Origin of the sequence: Streptomyces acidiscabies, assembly GCF_020010905.1 — a bacterium.
GTDB lineage: Bacteria > Actinomycetota > Actinomycetes > Streptomycetales > Streptomycetaceae > Streptomyces > Streptomyces acidiscabies.
Genome location: NZ_JAGJBY010000001.1, coordinates 2,782,145 through 2,800,109 on the forward strand (window position 1 = coordinate 2,782,145; position 17,965 = coordinate 2,800,109).

The window sequence follows — 17,965 nt, forward strand, 5'->3', positions numbered from 1 at the left end:
GGGACGTACCCCACCTCCCCTTTACGGGGGACAGCGATGGGACGCAGCGGGGGAGCGCGCGGTTCCCCTCGGGTGCGCCCCGGATCAGTCGCCGTACTCCGGCATCGTGGCCAGCAGCCGCGCGGAGGCCGCCGGAACGGTCACCCCGTGGATGCGCGACGGAGAAATGGGCAGGTCGGCGGCCTTCTCAGGAGCGGCCCAGTGGGGGACCATGCGAGCACAGTCCCCCCGCAGCGCCGCGAGGCCGCCCTCGAAGTCCGCTGGAGCCGCTGTCAAGGACCGCTCGAAAGTTGTCATAGCGGCACGGTAGGCATGATCCACCTCGCCGGGATAGCCCTACTATCGGGTAGTTTCGCCCGCTTCTACGGCCTCACTCGAACGGGTAGCGTGAACTGTCAATTCGCCTCCCCCTCTGGAGAGACCCCGCCGTGCGCATCGCAGTCACCGGCTCCATCGCCACCGACCACCTCATGACGTTCCCCGGCCGCTTCGCCGACCAGCTCGTCGCGGACCAACTGCACACGGTCTCGCTCTCCTTCCTCGTGGACCAGCTGGAGGTCCGCAGGGGAGGCGTCGCCGCGAACATCGCCTTCGGCATGGGCCTGCTCGGCACGGCCCCCGTCCTCGTCGGCGCGGTCGGCTCGGACTTCGCGGAATACCGTGCCTGGCTGGACCGGCACGGCGTCGACACACAGTGCGTGCACGTCTCCGAGACCCGGCACACCGCCCGGTTCGTGTGCACGACCGACGCCGACCACAACCAGATCGGCTCCTTCTACGCCGGCGCGATGAGCGAGGCGCGGTTCATCGAGCTGAAGGCCGTCTCCGACCGGGTCGGCGGCATCGACCTCGTCTCCATCGGCGCGGACGACCCCGAGGCGATGCTCCGCCACACGGAGGACTGCCGGACCCGGGGCATCCCCTTCGCCGCGGACTTCTCCCAGCAGATCGCCCGCATGGACGGCGCCGAGATCCGCATCCTCCTCGAAGGCGCGACGTACCTCTTCTCCAACGAGTACGAGAAGGGGCTCATCGAGTCCAAGACGGGGCTGTCGGACGCGGAGATCCTCGCGAAGGTCGGGCACCGGGTGACCACGCTCGGTGCGCGCGGCGTCCGCATCGAGCGGGTCGGTGAGCCGGTCATCGAGGTCGGCTGCCCCGAGGAGGAGGCCAAGGTCGAGCCCACGGGTGTCGGCGACGCTCTCCGCGCCGGGTTCCTGTCCGGGCTCGTGTGGGGGGTCTCGCTGGAGCGTGCGGCGCAGATCGGGTGCATGGTGGCGACCCTTGTCATCGAGACGGTGGGGACGCAGGAGTACACGCTGGAGCGGGGGCACTTCCTGGAGCGGTTCGCCAAGGCGTACGGGGAAGAGGCGGCGGCGGAAGTACGGGTTCACTTGAGCTGAACAGAAGGAAGGAAGGGCGTTCACTTGATCCGACGGACCAAGTACGCCCTTCCTTTTTCTTTGGGTTCCTCACCTACGTACTCGTTCCCCGTCATCTCACACCACGCCGGGATGTCCAGCCGCGCCGCCTCGTCGTCCGCCAACACCGTCACCACCGTCCCCACCGGCACCGTCCTGATCGCCTTCGACAGTTCGATCACCGGGATCGGGCACCGCTTCCCCAGCGAGTCGACGACCGTCCCCTGAACCGGCGTCACCTCCGCGCCCAGCTTCTCCCGGACCCCTGCCACCAACCCCGGCAGCACCTCCAGGAACCTCTCCACGTCCGCCTCCGCCACGCCCATCGGCAGAGACACACGTACGTTCCCCTCGCTCAGCACCCCCATCGCCTTGAGGACATGGCTCGGCGTCAGCGTGTCGCTCGTGCACGACGACCCCGACGAGACGGCGAACCCCTCGCGGTCCAGCTCATGGAGAAGCGTCTCGCCGTCGACGTACAGACAGGAGAAGGTGACGATGCCGGGCAGCCGAAGCTCGGGATCGCCCACGACTTCGACGTCAGGTACGAGAAGGGCGACCCGTTCCCGGATACGTGAGGTCAACTCCCGTACCCGCACGGCCTCGACGGCGGCGTCAGCCCGCACGGCCCGCAGCGAAGCGACGGCCGCGACGATGGCCGGCAGATTCCCGAACTCCTCGTCTTCCTGGGGAGCGAACCGCACCCCTTTCCGCACGGCGAGCACCCCCACCCCACTGGGCCCACCCCACTTACGAGCACTGGCGGTCAACACGGACCACCCCCCTTCAACAGCCCCCCACCCCAAAGCCTGGGCGGCATCCACCAACAACGGCACCTCCCCACACACCTCAGCCACCGCACCCACCGGCTGCACAGTCCCCACCTCATGATTGGCAGCCTGCAAACAGGCCAACGCGGTGTCAGACCGCAAGGCATCCCGATACCCCTCGACACCGACGGCACCCAACCGCCCTACAGGCACCTGGGTGACCTCCCCGTCCCACTGCTCGGCCACATGGAGCACGGAAGAGTGCTCGACGGATGACACGATCAGGTGACGCCCGACGCGCCGCCTCCCCGTCAACACACCCGCCATACCCACCTGTACGGCCCGGGTCCCGGAGGAGGTAAACCGAACCTCATCGGCCCGACACCCAATGGCGTCAGCAGCGGCTTCCCGGGCGGCATCGAGGAGAACCCGGGCTTTCCGCCCTTCTCGATACAACTTCCCAGGGTCAGCCCACCCGTCATCCAAAGAGGCCAACAGCGCCTGCCGAGCGACGGGATGAAGAGGTGAACCGGAAGCAGCGTCAAAGAAAGGCACCGGCCCACGCTAACGCCCCAGGGGCGCGGGGAACTGCGCGATCAGCCACAACAGACCCGCAGCCGCCAAACAAGCGAACCACCCGAGTTAGAAGGCACCCCTCCCCGCGAACCCCCGGAGGGCGTCAGCTAGGGTTTGCTCCGCATAAACATCCAAACCCCTGCCCGACGCAGGGCGGCGCCCGGCCACCGACCACCGACGGAGTCAGGCCGCAGCCAACCCGCGCGGGCGAGACTCTCGGGAAGGCGCTACGTGAGTCCCAACGGCTCCGACCGCTCGCCGCGGCGCCCGATGCGGCGGAAGCTGCTCCAGGCAATGACCGCGGGCCTGGTCCTGGCGACCGCCACCGGTTGCACATCTAAGGACTTCCCCCGCCTTGGAATGCCCACCCCCACGACGGAAGAGGCTCCGCGGATCCTCTCCCTGTGGCAGGGGTCCTGGGCAGCCGCGCTGGTTACCGGCGTGCTGGTGTGGGGCCTGATTCTGTGGAGTGCTTTCTTCCACCGGCGCAGCCGCACCAAGATCCAGGTGCCGGCGCAGACGCGTTACAACATGCCCCTGGAGGCGCTGTACACGGTCGTTCCGATCGTCATCGTCTCGGTCCTGTTCTACTTCACGGCGCGGGACGAGTCGAAGCTCCTCAGCCTGGAGAAGAAGCCGGACGTCACGGTCAACGTCGTCGGGTTCCAGTGGAGCTGGTGCTTCAACTACGTCGAGAACGTCCCCGGTTCGACCGGTGACGCGAAGACCGACAAGAACCTGGACGCGATCCCGGACCGGTTCAAGACGGACTTCCCCGCGGACGCGGGCGGCACCTACACCTGCGGTGTCCCCGGTGAGAAGAACCCGCAGACCCTCAACCCCGGTCCGACCCTCTGGCTCCCCAAGGGCAAGACGGTCCGCTTCATCCTGACTTCCCGTGACGTCATCCACTCCTTCTGGGTGGTGCCGTTCCTGATGAAGATGGACGTCGTCCCGGGCCACACCAACGCCTTCCAGGTGACTCCCAACAAGGAGGGCACCTTCATGGGCAAGTGCGCCGAGCTCTGCGGCGTCGACCACTCCCGGATGCTGTTCAACGTGAAGGTCGTCTCTCCTGAGCGCTACGAGCAGCACCTCAAGGAACTCGTAGAGAAGGGGCAGACCGGTTACGTTCCCGCGGGCATCGAGCAGACCGCCCACGAGAAGAACCGGGAGACGAACAACCTGTGAGCATCCTCAACGAACCCCAGGGTGCCGAGGCCGACTCGTACGAGAACGAGCTGCCTGTCCGGCGCAAGCAGCCCGGCAACGTCGTGGTCAAGTGGCTCACCACCACCGACCACAAGACGATCGGGACGCTGTACCTCGTCACGTCCTTCGCGTTCTTCTGCATCGGCGGCGTCATGGCGCTGCTGATGCGCGCCGAACTGGCCCGTCCGGGCCTCCAGCTCATGTCCAATGAGCAGTTCAACCAGGCGTTCACGATGCACGGCACGATCATGCTGCTGATGTTCGCGACGCCGCTCTTCGCGGGCTTCGCGAACTGGATCATGCCGCTCCAGATCGGCGCCCCCGACGTCGCCTTCCCGCGGCTGAACATGTTCGCCTACTGGCTCTACCTGTTCGGCTCGCTGATCGCCGTCGGCGGCTTCCTCACCCCGCAGGGCGCGGCCGACTTCGGCTGGTTCGCCTACAGCCCGCTGTCGGACGCGGTCCGCTCGCCGGGCATCGGCGCCGACATGTGGATCATGGGTCTGGCCTTCTCCGGCTTCGGCACGATCCTCGGCTCGGTCAACTTCATCACCACCATCATCTGCATGCGCGCGCCCGGCATGACCATGTTCCGCATGCCGATCTTCGTGTGGAACGTGCTGCTGACGGCCGTTCTGGTCCTGCTGGCCTTCCCGGTCCTGGCGGCGGCGCTGTTCGCGCTGGAGGCGGATCGGAAGTTCGGAGCGCATGTCTTCGACGCCGCGAACGGCGGTGCGTTGCTCTGGCAACACCTCTTCTGGTTCTTCGGCCATCCAGAGGTGTACATCATCGCCCTACCGTTCTTCGGCATCATCTCCGAGATCATCCCGGTCTTCTCCCGCAAGCCGATGTTCGGCTACATGGGCCTGGTCGGCGCGACCATCGCCATCGCCGGTCTCTCGGTGACGGTGTGGGCGCACCACATGTACGTGACCGGCGGGGTACTGCTGCCGTTCTTCTCGTTCATGACGTTCCTCATCGCGGTGCCGACCGGGGTGAAGTTCTTCAACTGGGTCGGCACGATGTGGAAGGGGTCACTGAGTTTCGAGACCCCGATGCTCTGGGCCACCGGCTTCCTGATCACCTTCGTCTTCGGTGGTCTGACCGGTGTCATCCTCGCCTCGCCGCCGCTGGACTTCCACGTCTCCGACTCGTACTTCGTGGTGGCGCACTTCCACTACGTCGTCTTCGGCACCGTCGTCTTCGCGATGTTCGCCGGATTCCACTTCTGGTGGCCGAAGATGACCGGCAAGATGCTCGACGAGCGGCTCGGCAAGATCACCTTCTGGACGCTGTTCATCGGTTTCCACGGCACGTTCCTCGTCCAGCACTGGCTGGGCGCCGAGGGCATGCCGCGCCGGTACGCCGACTACCTCGCGGCCGACGGCTTCACCGCGCTGAACACGGTCTCCACGATCAGCTCGTTCGTCCTCGGTCTGTCGATCCTGCCGTTCTTCTACAACGTGTGGAAGACCGCCAAGTACGGCAAGAAGGTCGAGGTCGACGACCCGTGGGGCTACGGCCGTTCGCTGGAGTGGGCGACCTCCTGCCCGCCGCCGCGCCACAACTTCCTCACCCTGCCGCGGATCCGCAGTGAATCCCCGGCGTTCGACCTGCACCACCCCGAGATCGTCGCGCTCGAACAGCAGCAGCTGGAGCACGCGCACGCCGGTGCCATCGCGGGCGGCAAGGAGGCCGGCAAGTGAAGGTCCAAGGCAAGATGTTCATCTGGCTGAGCGTCTTCGTCCTCGCCATGGCGATCGTCTATGGCGTCTGGTCGAAGGAGCCGGCCGGTACGACGGCCCTCTTCCTCGCCTTCGGCCTGTGCATCATGGTCGGCTTCTACCTCGGCTTCACGGCCAAGCGGGTCGACACGGGCGCACAGGACAACAAGGAAGCGGACGTCGCGGACGACGCCGGCGAGATCGGGTTCTTCTCCCCGCACAGCTGGCAGCCGCTCTCCCTGGCCGTCGGCGGCGCCCTCGCCTTCCTGGGGGTCGCTGTCGGCTGGTGGCTGCTGTACTTCTCGGTGCCGATGCTCCTCATCGGGCTGTGGGGCTGGGTCTTCGAGTACTACCGCGGTGAGAACCGCACGCAGTAACACCACCGCTGTGCCGTCGAGGCCGGACACTCCGTCAGGAGCGTCCGGCCTCACACGTTTGCCCTAACGCAGGTCCCCGTTCGCCGGACGCCGTGTCCCTCGTCCGAGTGACCCACCGCGCCGGGCCGGGCCGGGGTTCCTAGCGTGAAGCCATGAACCACCCGAACCGTACGACGCCCCGCCCCGCCACAGTCGTCCGCTGCACCCTGCTGGTGAGCGCTCTGGTCGTGGGCGCCGCCGCCTGCGGCTCGGGCGGACACCCGCTCGCCTCGCGGCCGTACGACGCGACCGACCAGGTCGTGTTCGCGGGCCTCCCCGACGCCGGGCACAAGGCCGACCCGGACAAGCCGCTGGAGATCACCGTCAAGGACTCCGAGGGGCCCCTCACGGACGTCACCGCCGTCGACGGCTCAGGACGCTTCGTCGCGGGCGAACTCGCCGCCGACGGGCGCCGGTGGCACTCCACGGAGCCGCTGGCCGCCAATGCCCACTACACGGTCCGCGTGAGCACCGAGGACGACGACGGGGCGCCGGGGCGCAGGGTCCTCACGTTCGACACGGGGGCGCCGGTCTCCAAGAAGCGGCTCGACGTCACCTTCGGGCCCGACACGGGTACGTACGGCGTCGGCCAGCCCATCACCGCCACGCTCAGCCGGCCCGTCAAGGACCCCGCACAGCGCTCCGTCGTCGAACGCGCGCTCAAGGTCGACTCCACGCCCTCCGTGCCGGGCGCCTGGCACTGGGTCGACTCCAAGGAGCTGCACTACCGCCCCAAGGACTACTGGCCCGCGCAGGCCCGCATCCGCGCGCACAGCTTCCTCGACGGCATCAAGATCGGCGACCGGCTCTGGGGCACGAGGACGAAGGACCTGAACCTCAAGATCGGCGACAAGGTCGTGGCCGTGACGGACGCCTCGTCCCACTGGATGACCGTCTACAAGAACGGCGAGGAGATCAACTCCATCCCCGTCACCACGGGCAAGCCGGGCTTCGAGACCCGCAACGGCGTCAAGGTGGTGCTGGGCAAGGAGTACTACGTCCGCATGCGCGGCACGACGGTGGGCATCAGCGCGGGCTCCTCCGACGCCTACGACCTCCCGGTCTACTGGGCCACCCGAGTCACCTGGTCGGGCGAGTACGTCCACGCGGCCCCCTGGTCCGTCGACTCCCAGGGCTCGGCCAACGTCTCCCACGGCTGCACCGGCATGAGCACGGGCAACGCCGCGTGGTTCTACGAAAACGTCCGCGAGGGCGACGTCGTCAAGGTCATCAACAGCGACGGCGACGAAATGGAACCCTTCGGCAACGGCTTCGGCGACTGGAACGTCACCTGGAAGAAGTGGCAGGAGGGAAGCGCGTTGACGACGAGGAAGGGCGCACAGAGGGACGAGACGCGCTTGGCGCCGGAAGCTGTTTAGGACCGGCTCCGGGCACGGTCCCAAGGGGCGGCGAGGCCATGTCTTTTAGGGGCGCGGGGAACTGCGCGACCAGCCACGACGGCGGGCCAGTCGCGCACCAACAGAACCCCCCACCCCCTCAGGCGCTCTGAAGCCGCCCCTGCCGCAGCAGAGACGCCAACGCACCCGCAAACTCCACCGGCTCCACCGGAAGCGTCACAGCGGCATCCGCACGGCTCCACGTGGCCAGCCACGCATCCTGAGGCCGCCCCATCAGCACCAGCACCGGCGGACAGTTGAACACCTCGTCCTTCAACTGCCGCCCAAGCCCCATCCCCCCCATAGGCGCAGCCTCACCGTCAAGGACGGCGACATCGATCCCACCCTTGTCCAGCTCACGGAGAACCGCGGCCTGCGTCGCACACTCGATGAACGTCACCGACGGAACGTCAGGAGCGGGACGACGCCCGGTCGCCAACCTCACCTGCTCCCGCGTGTTCGCGTCGTCGCTGTAGACCAGCACCGTGGCGGTCGGCTGCATCGTTCCTCCGTGACTTCGGCGACACTGACGTCGTACGGAAAGCCCCATCCGGCCGGATGCTACTCCCGGATACGCCCCGTTGAACACCATGTCAACACCGGTTCGGGGGGCGGTGACACTCCGAACGGCACCCCCCGGAGTGAGGGCGGGATAAGCGACCGACATAATGTCGGTCGTGGCGACAGCAACGACAGCAGAAACCGGGCACGCGCACCCGTCGGTCAACCGGCCGAACCTCACCAGCGTCGGAACCATCATCTGGTTGGCATCCGAGCTGATGTTCTTCGCGGCCCTCTTCGCGATGTACTTCACCCTCCGATCGGTGACCGGTCCGGATCACTGGAAGGAGATGGCGTCGTCCCTGAACTTCCCGTTCTCGGCGACGAACACGACCATCCTGGTGCTCTCCTCCCTCACCTGCCAGCTCGGCGTCTTCGCCGCGGAGCGCGGTGACGTGAAGAAGCTCCGGGGCTGGTTCATCATCACGTTCGTGATGGGCGCGATCTTCATCGGCGGCCAGATCTACGAGTACACCGAGCTGGTCAAGAAGGACGGCCTCTCGCTCTCCTCGGACCCGTACGGCTCGGTGTTCTACCTGACCACCGGCTTCCACGGTATGCACGTGACGGGCGGTCTGATCGCCTTCCTCTTCGTACTCGGCCGTACCTACGCGGCCAAGAAGTTCACGCACGAACAGGCGACCGCCGCGATCGTCGTGTCCTACTACTGGCACTTCGTCGATGTCGTCTGGATCGGCCTTTTCGCGACGATCTACATGATCAAGTAACCGGGTCCGATCCCACCCGCGTTATCGCAACGCACATCCAGACGCATCGACACCGAAGATCCTGACACCGGGGTAATCCGTGAAAAAGCTCTCCGCACGACGACGCCATCCCATGGCGGCGTTCGTCGTCCTACTCCTTGCGCTGTTGGGCTCGGGGGCGTTCTACTCCGCCTTCGCGCCCGCGGACAAGGCGAAGGCTGACGAAACCGCCCAGTCCCTGACCATCGAGGAGGGGAAGAAGCTCTACGCGGTGGGCTGCGCCAGCTGCCACGGCACCGGCGGTCAGGGCTCCTCGGACGGTCCGAGCCTGGTCGGCGTGGGCTCCGCCGCCGTCGACTTCCAGGTCGGCACGGGCCGTATGCCGGCCGCGACCTCCCAGGGCGCGCAGGTCCCCCGCAAGAAGGTCATCTACACGCAGGCGCAGATCGACCAGCTCGCCGCGTACATCTCCTCCCTGGGCGCGGGTCCGACCGTCCCGACGAAGGCGGAGTACGGCCCCGACGGCGCCGACATCGCCAAGGGCGGCGAACTCTTCCGCACCAACTGCGCGCAGTGCCACAACTTCACCGGCAAGGGCGGCGCCCTGACGAAGGGCAAGTTCGCGCCGACGCTGGAGGGCGTGGACCCGAAGCACATCTACGAGGCCATGCAGACCGGCCCGCAGAACATGCCGTCGTTCGGCGACGGGACGCTCTCGCCGCAGAACAAGAAGGACATCATCGCGTACGTGAACGCGGTCAACGGTGACGAGACCGAGAACCCCGGCGGCCTGGAGCTGGGCGGCCTCGGCCCGGTCAGCGAGGGCCTGTTCGCCTGGATCTTCGGCCTCGGCGCGCTCGTCGCGGTCGCCGTCTGGGTCGCCGCTCGGACCGCAAAGGCCAAGAAGTCATGAGTAGCCAAGACATTCCAGAAGAGAACCTGCCGGCAGCGCAGGATCACGCGCACGGCGCGGTAGACGTCGCGGACGAGCAGCACCCGTTCGCCGACCCCGGTCTCCCGCCCCACGAGCACCGCATCCAGGACATCGACGAGCGGGCCGCCAAGCGCTCCGAGCGCACGGTCGCCCTGCTGTTCACGGTCTCGATGCTGGCCACCGTCGCGTTCATCGCCTCGTACGTGGCGATCCCGCACGACAAGGCGATCTACGTCTTCCCGATCGGGCACCTCAACGCGCTGAACTTCGCGCTGGGCCTGACCCTGGGCGTGGCGCTGTTCTCCATCGGCGCGGGCGCGGTCCACTGGGCCCGCACCCTGATGTCCGACGAGGAGATGGCCGACGAGCGCCACCCGATCGAGGCGGCCCCCGAGGTCAAGGCCAAGGTCCTGGCCGACTTCAAGCAGGGCGCCAAGGAATCGGCGCTCGGCCGCCGCAAGCTGATCCGCAACACGATGTTCGGCGCGCTGGCCATGTTCCCGCTCTCCGGCGTCGTCCTGCTGCGCGACCTCGGCCCGCTGCCCGGCACCAAGCTGCGCACCACGCTGTGGGCCAAGGGCAAGCTCCTCGTCAACATGAACACGAACGAGCCGCTGCGTCCCGAGGACGTCGCGGTCGGGTCGCTGACCTTCGCCAAGCCCGAGGGCCTGGAGGAGCACGACCACGAGTTCCAGACGGAGATCGCCAAGGCGGCCCTGATGATCATCCGGATCCAGCCGGAGAACATCAAGGACAAGCGCGAGCTCGCGTGGTCGCACGACGGCATCGTGGCCTACTCGAAGATCTGCACCCACGTCGGCTGCCCGATCTCCCTGTACGAGCAGCAGACGCACCACGCGCTCTGCCCCTGCCACCAGTCCACCTTCGACCTCTCCGACGGCGCCCGGGTGATCTTCGGCCCCGCCGGCCACGCCCTGCCGCAGCTGCGCATCGGCGTCAACGACGAGGGCTACCTTGAAGCGCTCGGCGACTTCGACGAGCCCGTCGGTCCTTCGTTCTGGGAGCGCGGATGAGCACCACGACGTCCACTGAGGAGTCCCGCGAACGCGGGAAGGCACCGGCCGGCGAGCGCGTCGCCGACTGGGCCGACGGCCGGCTGGGGATCTACTCCCTCGCCAAGGCCAACATGCGCAAGATCTTCCCCGACCACTGGTCGTTCATGCTGGGCGAGATCTGCATGTACAGCTTCATCATCATCATCCTCACGGGTGTGTATCTGACGCTGTTCTTCCACCCGTCGATGAACGAGGTGGAGTACCACGGCCCGTACGTCCCGCTCCAGGGACAGCTGATGAGCGAGGCGTTCGCCTCGACCATGCACATCTCGTTCGAGGTGCGCGGTGGTCTGCTCATCCGGCAGATCCACCACTGGGCGGCGCTGATCTTCGTCGCCGCGATGATGATCCACATGATGCGCGTCTTCTTCACGGGCGCGTTCCGCAAGCCGCGCGAGGTCAACTGGCTGTTCGGCTGGCTGCTGCTGGTGCTGTCGCTGTTCACCGGCTTCACCGGCTACTCGCTCCCCGACGACCTGCTGTCGGGTACGGGTGTGCGGTTCATCGAGGGCGTGCTGCTGTCGATCCCCGTGGTCGGCACGTACCTGTCGTTCTTCATCTTCGGCGGGGAGTTCCCCGGCGGCGACTTCGTGGCCCGGTTCTACTCGGTCCACATCCTGCTGCTGCCGGGCATCATGCTCGGCCTGATGGTGGCCCACCTGATCCTGGTCTTCTACCACAAGCACACGCAGTTCGCGGGTCCCGGCAAGACGAACAACAACGTCGTCGGCATGCCCCTGCTGCCCGTGTACATGGCGAAGGCCGGCGGGTTCTTCTTCCTGGTCTTCGGCGTCATCGCGGTCATCGCCGCGATCGCGCAGATCAACCCGATCTGGGCCATCGGCCCCTACCGTCCCGACCAGGTGTCCACGGGCGCCCAGCCGGACTGGTACATGGGCTTCGCCGAGGGTCTGGTCCGCGTGATGCCGGGCTGGGAGATCAACTTCGCGGGCCACACGCTCGTCCTGGGCGTGTTCATCCCGATCGTGGTCTTCCCGCTGGTGCTCGTCGCCATCGCCGTCTACCCCTTCATCGAAGCCTGGGTCACCGGCGACAAGCGCGAACACCACATCCTGGACCGGCCGCGCAACACCCCGACCCGCACCGGGTTCGGTGTGGCCTGGCTGACCGCGTACTTCGTGATGCTGATCGGCGGTGGGAACGACCTCTGGGCCACCCACTTCCACCTCTCCATCAACGCGATCACCTGGTTCGTCCGGATCGGCTTCTTCGTCCTGCCGGTTCTCGCGTTCATCGCCACCAAGCGGATCTGCATCGGCCTCCAGCGCCGCGACAAGGACAAGGTGCTGCACGGCCGCGAGACCGGCACGATCAAGCGGCTCCCGCACGGTGAGTTCATCGAGATCCACGAGCCGCTCAGCCAGGAGCAGCTGCACACGCTCACCGCGCACGAGCAGTACGAGCCCGTCGCGATCGGCGCCACCACCGACGAGAACGGCGTGCAGCGCAAGGTCAAGGGCACGGAGAAGCTCCGCGCCAAGCTCAGCGAGTCGTACTACGGCGAGGACAGCCAGATCGCCAAGCCGACCGTCGAGGAGTACAAGGAGATCACGAGCGGCCACGGCCACCACTGATCCCAGCCCCGGGTAGAGCCCGGGAAAGTCGCCACAGAAGGCCCCGTCCGAACCCCGGACGGGGCCTTCGCGCCGCTCCTGGCTGGATAGGGTGGGGGACACCGAACAAACCTAGGTTTACGACACTCAGGAGCGGCCGTATGAGCGCTGTGACCCCCGCTGGAGGCGACACCGCGGCGGGCCGTTCCTGGCCCTCCGTCCTCAACGCGCTGCTCTCCGGGCACGACCAGAGCGCCGACGCGACCGCGTGGGCCATGGACCGCATCATGCGCGGCGAGGCCACGGACGCGCAGATCGCCGGGTTCGTGGTGGCGCTGCGGGCCAAGGGCGAGACGGTCGAGGAGATCACCGGGGTCGTCCGGGCGATGTACGAGCACGCCAACACGATCGAGGTGTCCGGCCGTACGGTCGACATCGTCGGTACGGGCGGGGACGGCGCGAAGACGGTCAACATCTCGACGATGTCCGCGCTGGTCGTCGCCGGTACGGGAGCGAAGGTCGTCAAGCACGGCAACCGGGCGGCGTCCTCGTCGTCGGGCGCCTCGGACGTGCTGGAGAAGCTGGGCGTCAATCTGGAGCTGACGCCCAAGCGGGTCGCGGAGGTCGCCGAGGAGGCGGGCATCACCTTCTGCTTCGCGGTGAAGTTCCACCCGGCGCTGCGTCATGTCGCCGCAGCCCGGGGCCAGTTGGGCATCCGCACGGTCTTCAACGCGCTGGGCCCCCTCACGAACCCGGCGAGGGTGAAGTCCCAGGCGGTAGGAGTGGCGGACCCTCGCATGGCCCCCATGATCGCGGGCGTCTTGGCGGACCGGGGCAACTCCTCCCTGGTCTTCCGGGGAGACGACGGCCTAGACGAACTGACGACCACGTCCACTTCCCGGGTCTGGGTGGTCCGAGACAACAAGGTCACGGAGGAAACCTTCGACCCCAGGGACGTAGGCATCGACCTGGTCCCCATCGAGGCACTCCGAGGCGCAGACCCCGCGTACAACGCAGAGGTGGCCCGAAACCTCCTGGACGGCGAGAAGGGCCCGGTCAGAGACGCGGTCCTGTTGAACTCGGCAGCGGCATTGGTGGCCCTGAACCCCGGCACCGGCACTTTGGCCGAGCAACTCCGAGAGGGCATGGAGAAGGCGGCGGAGTCGATCGACTCGGGGTCGGCGAAGAGGACGCTGGAACGCTGGGTGACGGCGACAAACGCGTAGATGTCTGGAAGGGAAAGCGGCGCAAGCCGCTTTTTCTCTTGGTGTCCCGCGATCCGGACAGAACTTGCGTCCCCGCGATCACCTCATCTACTTTTTGAACCAGGTCATGAGTGACAGTCATGTGGCCCCGGCCGACTGTCCGGCAACCCTCCGTCCGTGGCGGGGTGCCCCGGGTGAAGACCAGGCCGTGGGCAGCGAGGTCCTCGGCAAGCGCGGACCCTCCTGACACCGGGGGTCCTGGTCGTCGAGGAGACTTCCCCATGTCCGTCATCACGCTTGCCTCCGAGCGGACCGTCTGCGCCCCCCTGGACGTCCTGGGCCGGGATGTCACCGTCCCCCTCGTCACCGGCGGCGAGGTCACGTACGCGGCCCTCGACTACGCGGCCAGCGCCCCCGCGCTCCAGCGCGTCTGGGACGACGTAGCCGCGTACGCCCCGTACTACGGCAGCGTCCACAGGGGCGCCGGCTACCTCTCCCAGCTCTCCACCGACCTCTTCGAGGCCGCCCGCAGGACGGTCGCGGAGTTCCTGGACTGCCGCGAGGACGACGAGCTGATCTTCACCCGCTCGACGACGGACTCCCTGAACCTGCTGGCGCGCGCGGTCCCCGCGAACTGCCAGGTGTACGTCTTCGAGACGGAGCACCACGCGTCCCTGCTCCCCTGGCAGCACCGGGACGTGACGTACCTGGACGCCCCCCGCACCCCCGAGGAGGCGGTGGCGACGCTCGGCCGGGCCCTGGAGTCCCGTGACCGGAAAGCCCCCGCCCTCGTCTGCGTGACCGGCGCCTCGAACGTCACCGGCGAACTGTGGCCGGTCCGCGAGCTGACGGCGACGGCGCACGCGCACGGCGCCCGCATCGTCCTGGACGCGGCGCAGCTCGCCCCGCACCACCCCGTGTCGGTGAAGGACCTGGACGTCGACTGGATCGCGTTCTCCGGCCACAAGCTGTACGCCCCCTTCGGCGCGGGCGTCCTCGCGGGCCGTACGGACTGGCTGCACGCGGCCGAGCCGTACCTCGCGGGCGGTGGCGCCAGCCGCAGGGTGAGCCGCGCGGCGGACGGCACGGTCGAGGTGGAGTGGCACGAGAACGCGGCCCGCCACGAGGCCGGTTCCCCGAACGTGATCGGCGCCTACGCGATCGCCTCCGCGTGCAAGGCGCTGACGGAGGAGGGCTTCGACAACCTCGTCGCCCGCGAGCACCACCTGATCGGCAAGGTCCGTGCGGGTCTCGCGGACGTCCCCCAGGTCCGCGTCCTGTCCCTCTTCGGCGACGATGCCCCCCGCGTCGGCGTCCTCTCCTTCGTGGTGGACGGCTGGAACAGCTCCCACTTCGCCGCCGCCCTCTCCGCCGAGTACGGCATCGGCGTCCGCGACGGCCTGTTCTGCGCGCACCCCCTCGTCGGCCACCTCCTGGGCGCGACGGCGGCGCGGGCGGGGGAGTGCGGCGGGGCGACGTCGCTGAACGCGATCCGCGTGAGCTTCGGCGCGGGAACGCCCGACGAGCACGTGGACCGCTTCGTCACGGCCGTGCGCGAACTGGTGACGCTGGGCGCGAAGCTGACGTACCGGACGGAGAACGGCCGCTGCGTCCCGGCGGCCTCTTAGGAGTCGAGGCCGATCGCGAACGCGGCCTCCAGGTCGTGCTGGGAGTACGTCCGGAACGCGACGTGCGTGTCCGTCGCCTCCACGCCGGGGATCTTGCTGATCCGCCCGGGGATGACGTCGGCCAGATCCTCGTGCTCCCGCACCCGGACCATCGCGATGAGGTCGTACGTCCCGGTCACCGAGAACACCTCGCTCACGCTCTCCAGAGAGGCGATCTCCTCGGCGATCTCCGGAATCCGGTCCACGCTGGTCTTGATCAGGACGATCGCGGTGATCACGGCTGGTTCTCTCCCTCGGGGACGCGTGCTGGGGCGGCCCCAACTGTAGTCGTACGGGTGAATCGCGCCCACGCGTACAGGAACCCGAGCGCGAAGCCGACGACGTGGGCGAGGTAGGCGACGCCGGGGCCCGTGGTGGCGTGGCCCGCGGCGAGCCACTGGAGGGCCGCCCAGAAGGGGAGGACCAGCCAGGCGGGGAAGCGCAGGGGGAGGAAGAAGAGGAACGGCAGGAGACTGGTGACGCGCGCGCGGGGGAAGAGGTAGAGGAAGGCCCCGAGGACGGCCGAGATCGCTCCGGACGCCCCCACGAGGGACTGTGCGGAGTCGGCGTAGGCAGCCGCGTACCCCAGGAGGGCGAGGCAGCCGCAGCCGGTGTAGAAGAGGGTGAACTCGACGCGCCCCATGCGTTCCTCGGTCATCGCCCCGAAGACGTAGAGGAAGAGCATGTTGCCGAGCAGATGGACCCAGCCGCCGTGCACGAACAGCGCGGTCAGCGGAGTGAGCGCGGCCCGCGCGGACCCCTCGAAGAGGTCTGCGGGCACGACGCCCCAGCGGTGGTAGTACGCCCGCTGCGCCGCGACGAGCGCCTCGCCGGAGCCGTACGAGGGATTGAGCCCCGACGCGGGCCCGAGGACGAAGACGGCGCAGCACAGCGCGATCAGTCCGTACGTCACCGGCGCGGCGGGGCGCCACCTGTCGATCATGGCTACAGAGCATGACGCAACCGGATACAACGGCCGATATCGCCTCGCCGTCCTGGACGGGCGGGCGACCGGTCCCCACCAGGCCGTAGGGTTACGGCCACACGCATCGGGGCACGCCCCCGGCGCACGGCCCAGAAAAGGAGCGGACGCTTCCGATGACGGTTACCCTGCCGACCGCCACCACCAGGTGGCGCTGCACCCTCTGCGGAAACCTCACCCGGTTCGACGTGACCCGCTCCTCGAAGGTCGTCGAGTACGTCCACCTCGACCTGGCCGGAGAGCCGAAGGTCGAGGAGCGCGAGGTGGTCAGTGAGACCATCGAGTCGGTGCGCTGCCGCTGGTGCAACGCAGTCGATTCGGTGGAACTCGTGGACAGGCCGGGCGCCGACTCCTGAGAGGGAGCGGCCCCGCACGGCAAGTGGGGTGTGACGGATGGCGGAGACCACGGGCGAGCCGGGCGACGGCGCCGCCGAGGTGCTCGACCGCCCCCTGCCCGACGGGGTGCGCCGCAGGGTCGTGCAGATCGTGTCGGACGGCTTCGGCGGGCTGACCCTCGCCGAACTGCCCGCGCAGCTGCGGCAGTACGCCCGGTTCGCGCCGAACCGCCGGACCAAGTTCGCCGGGAACGCGATGGCCTCCGCGCTGGAGACCGACGCGCTGTTCCGCCAGCGCATCGGGGAGAAGCTCAGAGAGGCTCAGCCGGAACTCACCGGCGCCCTCGACTCCGGTTCGCCGCCCCCGGCCGCCGACCCGCTGGACGTGGCGGCGGCGGCCTACGTGCTGCGCCCCACCGGCTGGGTCAAGCTCGTCACCGCCGCCGGCGAGGAGGCCCAGCGCGCCGACGCCGAACGCGCCGACGAGGAGAGCCGCGCCGAACTGGAGCGCCTGCGCGAGGAGTTGACGCATGCGCAGGGCCAGGTCAAGGCCGAGACGGAACGCCTGCGGCAGGAACTCGACGCCGCCAAGCGGGAGGCGGAGGCCGCGCACCGCAAGCTGCGCTCCGCCCTCAGCGACGTCAAGCGCGGCGAGGCCGCCCAGCGCAAGCTCCAGGGCGAGATCGAGGCCGTCCGCGCCGAGACGGGCGCCCAGGTGTCCGCCGCCGAGAGCGAGACGCGGCGCCTCAAGTCGCGGCTCGGCGAGGTCGAGGCCGCCCTGGAGGCCAGCCGCCGCGCCGCCCGCGAGGGCCGCAGCGTCGAGGACATGCGCGTACGGCTCCTGCTGGACACCGTCCTCGAAGCCACCCAGGGCCTGCGCCGCGAACTCGCGCTGCCCCCCGTCTCCGTACGGCCCGCCGAGACCGTCGACGCGGTCGAACCCGGCCGGATGACGCCGAAGGACATCGCCGCGCGCGCCCTGTCGGAGCACGATCCGGCCATTCTCGATCAGTTGCTCGCGCTGCCCCAGGCGCACCTTGTCGTCGACGGCTACAACGTCACCAAGACCGGCTACCCCCAGATGCCGCTGGAGAAGCAGCGGCTGCGCCTCCTCGGCCAGCTCTCCGCGCTCGCCGCGCAGACCGGGGCCGAGGTGACCTGTGTCTTCGACGGGGCCGAACTCGCCGCGCCCGTCCTGCTCGCACCGCCCCGGGGCGTCCGTGTCCTGTTCTCGAAACCCGGCGTCACCGCCGACGAGCTGATCCGTCAGCTGGTGCGCGCGGAGCCGCCCGGCAGACCCGTCATCGTCGCCTCCACCGACCGCGAGGTGGCCGACGGCGTCGCCAAGGCCGGGGCGCGGCCGGTGGCTTCGGCGATGCTGCTGAAGCGGCTGTCCTGAGCCCCGTAC

The 17,965-nt window shown here is 68.4% G+C and carries 18 protein-coding genes and 1 riboswitch; of the genes, 13 read left to right on the forward strand and 5 right to left on the reverse strand.

The features are described from left to right. Positions 1-84: 84 nt before the first annotated feature. A complete protein-coding gene (locus J8M50_RS13020) occupies positions 85-297 on the reverse strand; it encodes a hypothetical protein (protein WP_010357246.1) in 213 nt (70 codons plus the stop codon). A gap of 131 nt (positions 298-428) precedes the next feature. Between J8M50_RS13020 and J8M50_RS13025 the strand changes: the two genes are divergently transcribed. Further along, a complete protein-coding gene (locus J8M50_RS13025; RefSeq protein WP_010357245.1) occupies positions 429-1,403 on the forward strand; it encodes a carbohydrate kinase family protein in 975 nt (324 codons plus the stop codon). 20 nt (positions 1,404-1,423) lie between these two features. On the opposite strand, the gene J8M50_RS13030 is transcribed toward J8M50_RS13025, so the two are convergent. Next, positions 1,424-2,746, reverse strand: a complete 1,323-nt coding sequence (locus J8M50_RS13030; protein ID WP_010357244.1) for a cysteine desulfurase/sulfurtransferase TusA family protein — start codon at positions 2,744-2,746, stop codon at positions 1,424-1,426. Positions 2,747-2,998: 252 nt separating this feature from the next. Between J8M50_RS13030 and ctaC the strand changes: the two genes are divergently transcribed. The 4 genes from ctaC (at position 2,999) to J8M50_RS13050 (ending at position 7,498) form a co-directional block, all read left to right on the forward strand. Further along, positions 2,999-3,958 (forward strand): aa3-type cytochrome oxidase subunit II, encoded by a 960-nt coding sequence (gene ctaC / locus J8M50_RS13035; RefSeq protein ID WP_029184305.1) that lies wholly within the window; start codon positions 2,999-3,001, stop codon positions 3,956-3,958. Continuing rightward, positions 3,955-5,685, forward strand: a complete 1,731-nt coding sequence (gene ctaD / locus J8M50_RS13040) for an aa3-type cytochrome oxidase subunit I (RefSeq protein WP_010357242.1) — start codon at positions 3,955-3,957, stop codon at positions 5,683-5,685. Before ctaC ends, ctaD begins: the two co-directional genes overlap by 4 nt. Beyond that, a complete protein-coding gene (locus J8M50_RS13045) occupies positions 5,682-6,080 on the forward strand; it encodes a cytochrome c oxidase subunit 4 (RefSeq protein WP_010357241.1) in 399 nt (132 codons plus the stop codon). The genes ctaD and J8M50_RS13045 overlap by 4 nt, the downstream gene beginning before the upstream one ends. A 152-nt stretch (positions 6,081-6,232) precedes the next feature. Further along, the gene (locus J8M50_RS13050) at positions 6,233-7,498 is read left to right on the forward strand and encodes a L,D-transpeptidase (RefSeq protein ID WP_010357239.1); all 1,266 of its coding nucleotides are present in this window, start codon (positions 6,233-6,235) and stop codon (positions 7,496-7,498) included. A 118-nt stretch (positions 7,499-7,616) separates the two neighbouring features. Here J8M50_RS13050 and J8M50_RS13055 read toward each other — a convergent pair whose 3' ends face one another. Continuing rightward, a complete protein-coding gene (locus tag J8M50_RS13055) occupies positions 7,617-8,018 on the reverse strand; it encodes a response regulator (protein ID WP_010357238.1) in 402 nt (133 codons plus the stop codon). A gap of 166 nt (positions 8,019-8,184) precedes the next feature. Between J8M50_RS13055 and ctaE the strand changes: the two genes are divergently transcribed. The 6 genes from ctaE to J8M50_RS13085 all read left to right on the forward strand — a co-directional run bounded on the left by ctaE (position 8,185) and on the right by J8M50_RS13085 (position 15,201). Next, entirely contained in the window at positions 8,185-8,805 is a 621-nt protein-coding gene (gene ctaE, locus J8M50_RS13060; RefSeq protein ID WP_010357235.1) for an aa3-type cytochrome oxidase subunit III, read from the forward strand. A 79-nt stretch (positions 8,806-8,884) separates the two neighbouring features. Further along, on the forward strand, positions 8,885-9,697 hold the full coding sequence (gene qcrC / locus J8M50_RS13065) for a cytochrome bc1 complex diheme cytochrome c subunit (protein WP_029184304.1): 813 nt from the start codon (positions 8,885-8,887) through the stop codon (positions 9,695-9,697). Further along, positions 9,694-10,752: a cytochrome bc1 complex Rieske iron-sulfur subunit gene (gene qcrA / locus J8M50_RS13070; protein ID WP_010357232.1), complete on the forward strand. Its 1,059-nt coding sequence runs from the start codon at positions 9,694-9,696 to the stop codon at positions 10,750-10,752. The genes qcrC and qcrA overlap by 4 nt, the downstream gene beginning before the upstream one ends. Further along, positions 10,749-12,389 (forward strand): cytochrome bc1 complex cytochrome b subunit, encoded by a 1,641-nt coding sequence (gene qcrB / locus J8M50_RS13075; RefSeq protein ID WP_010357231.1) that lies wholly within the window; start codon positions 10,749-10,751, stop codon positions 12,387-12,389. Before qcrA ends, qcrB begins: the two co-directional genes overlap by 4 nt. A gap of 140 nt (positions 12,390-12,529) precedes the next feature. Then, entirely contained in the window at positions 12,530-13,594 is a 1,065-nt protein-coding gene (gene trpD / locus J8M50_RS13080; RefSeq protein WP_010357230.1) for an anthranilate phosphoribosyltransferase, read from the forward strand. Positions 13,595-13,696: 102 nt separating this feature from the next. Further along, a riboswitch (SAM riboswitch) is annotated at positions 13,697-13,813 on the forward strand. A gap of 41 nt (positions 13,814-13,854) precedes the next feature. After that, the gene (locus J8M50_RS13085; protein ID WP_010357229.1) at positions 13,855-15,201 is read left to right on the forward strand and encodes an aminotransferase class V-fold PLP-dependent enzyme; all 1,347 of its coding nucleotides are present in this window, start codon (positions 13,855-13,857) and stop codon (positions 15,199-15,201) included. Here the strand turns inward: J8M50_RS13085 and J8M50_RS13090 are convergent. Then, on the reverse strand, positions 15,198-15,479 hold the full coding sequence (locus tag J8M50_RS13090; RefSeq protein ID WP_010357228.1) for an Lrp/AsnC family transcriptional regulator: 282 nt from the start codon (positions 15,477-15,479) through the stop codon (positions 15,198-15,200). The two genes, J8M50_RS13085 and J8M50_RS13090, sit on opposite strands and share 4 nt — an antisense overlap. Then, positions 15,476-16,183 (reverse strand): rhomboid family intramembrane serine protease, encoded by a 708-nt coding sequence (locus J8M50_RS13095; RefSeq protein WP_010357227.1) that lies wholly within the window; start codon positions 16,181-16,183, stop codon positions 15,476-15,478. The genes J8M50_RS13090 and J8M50_RS13095 overlap by 4 nt, the downstream gene beginning before the upstream one ends. Before the next feature lie 155 nt (positions 16,184-16,338). Between J8M50_RS13095 and J8M50_RS13100 the strand changes: the two genes are divergently transcribed. Both J8M50_RS13100 and J8M50_RS13105 read left to right on the forward strand, forming a co-directional pair. Next, positions 16,339-16,578, forward strand: a complete 240-nt coding sequence (locus J8M50_RS13100; protein WP_010357226.1) for a hypothetical protein — start codon at positions 16,339-16,341, stop codon at positions 16,576-16,578. 37 nt (positions 16,579-16,615) lie between these two features. Continuing rightward, on the forward strand, positions 16,616-17,956 hold the full coding sequence (locus J8M50_RS13105) for an NYN domain-containing protein (RefSeq protein WP_010357225.1): 1,341 nt from the start codon (positions 16,616-16,618) through the stop codon (positions 17,954-17,956). Positions 17,957-17,965 lie beyond the last annotated feature (9 nt).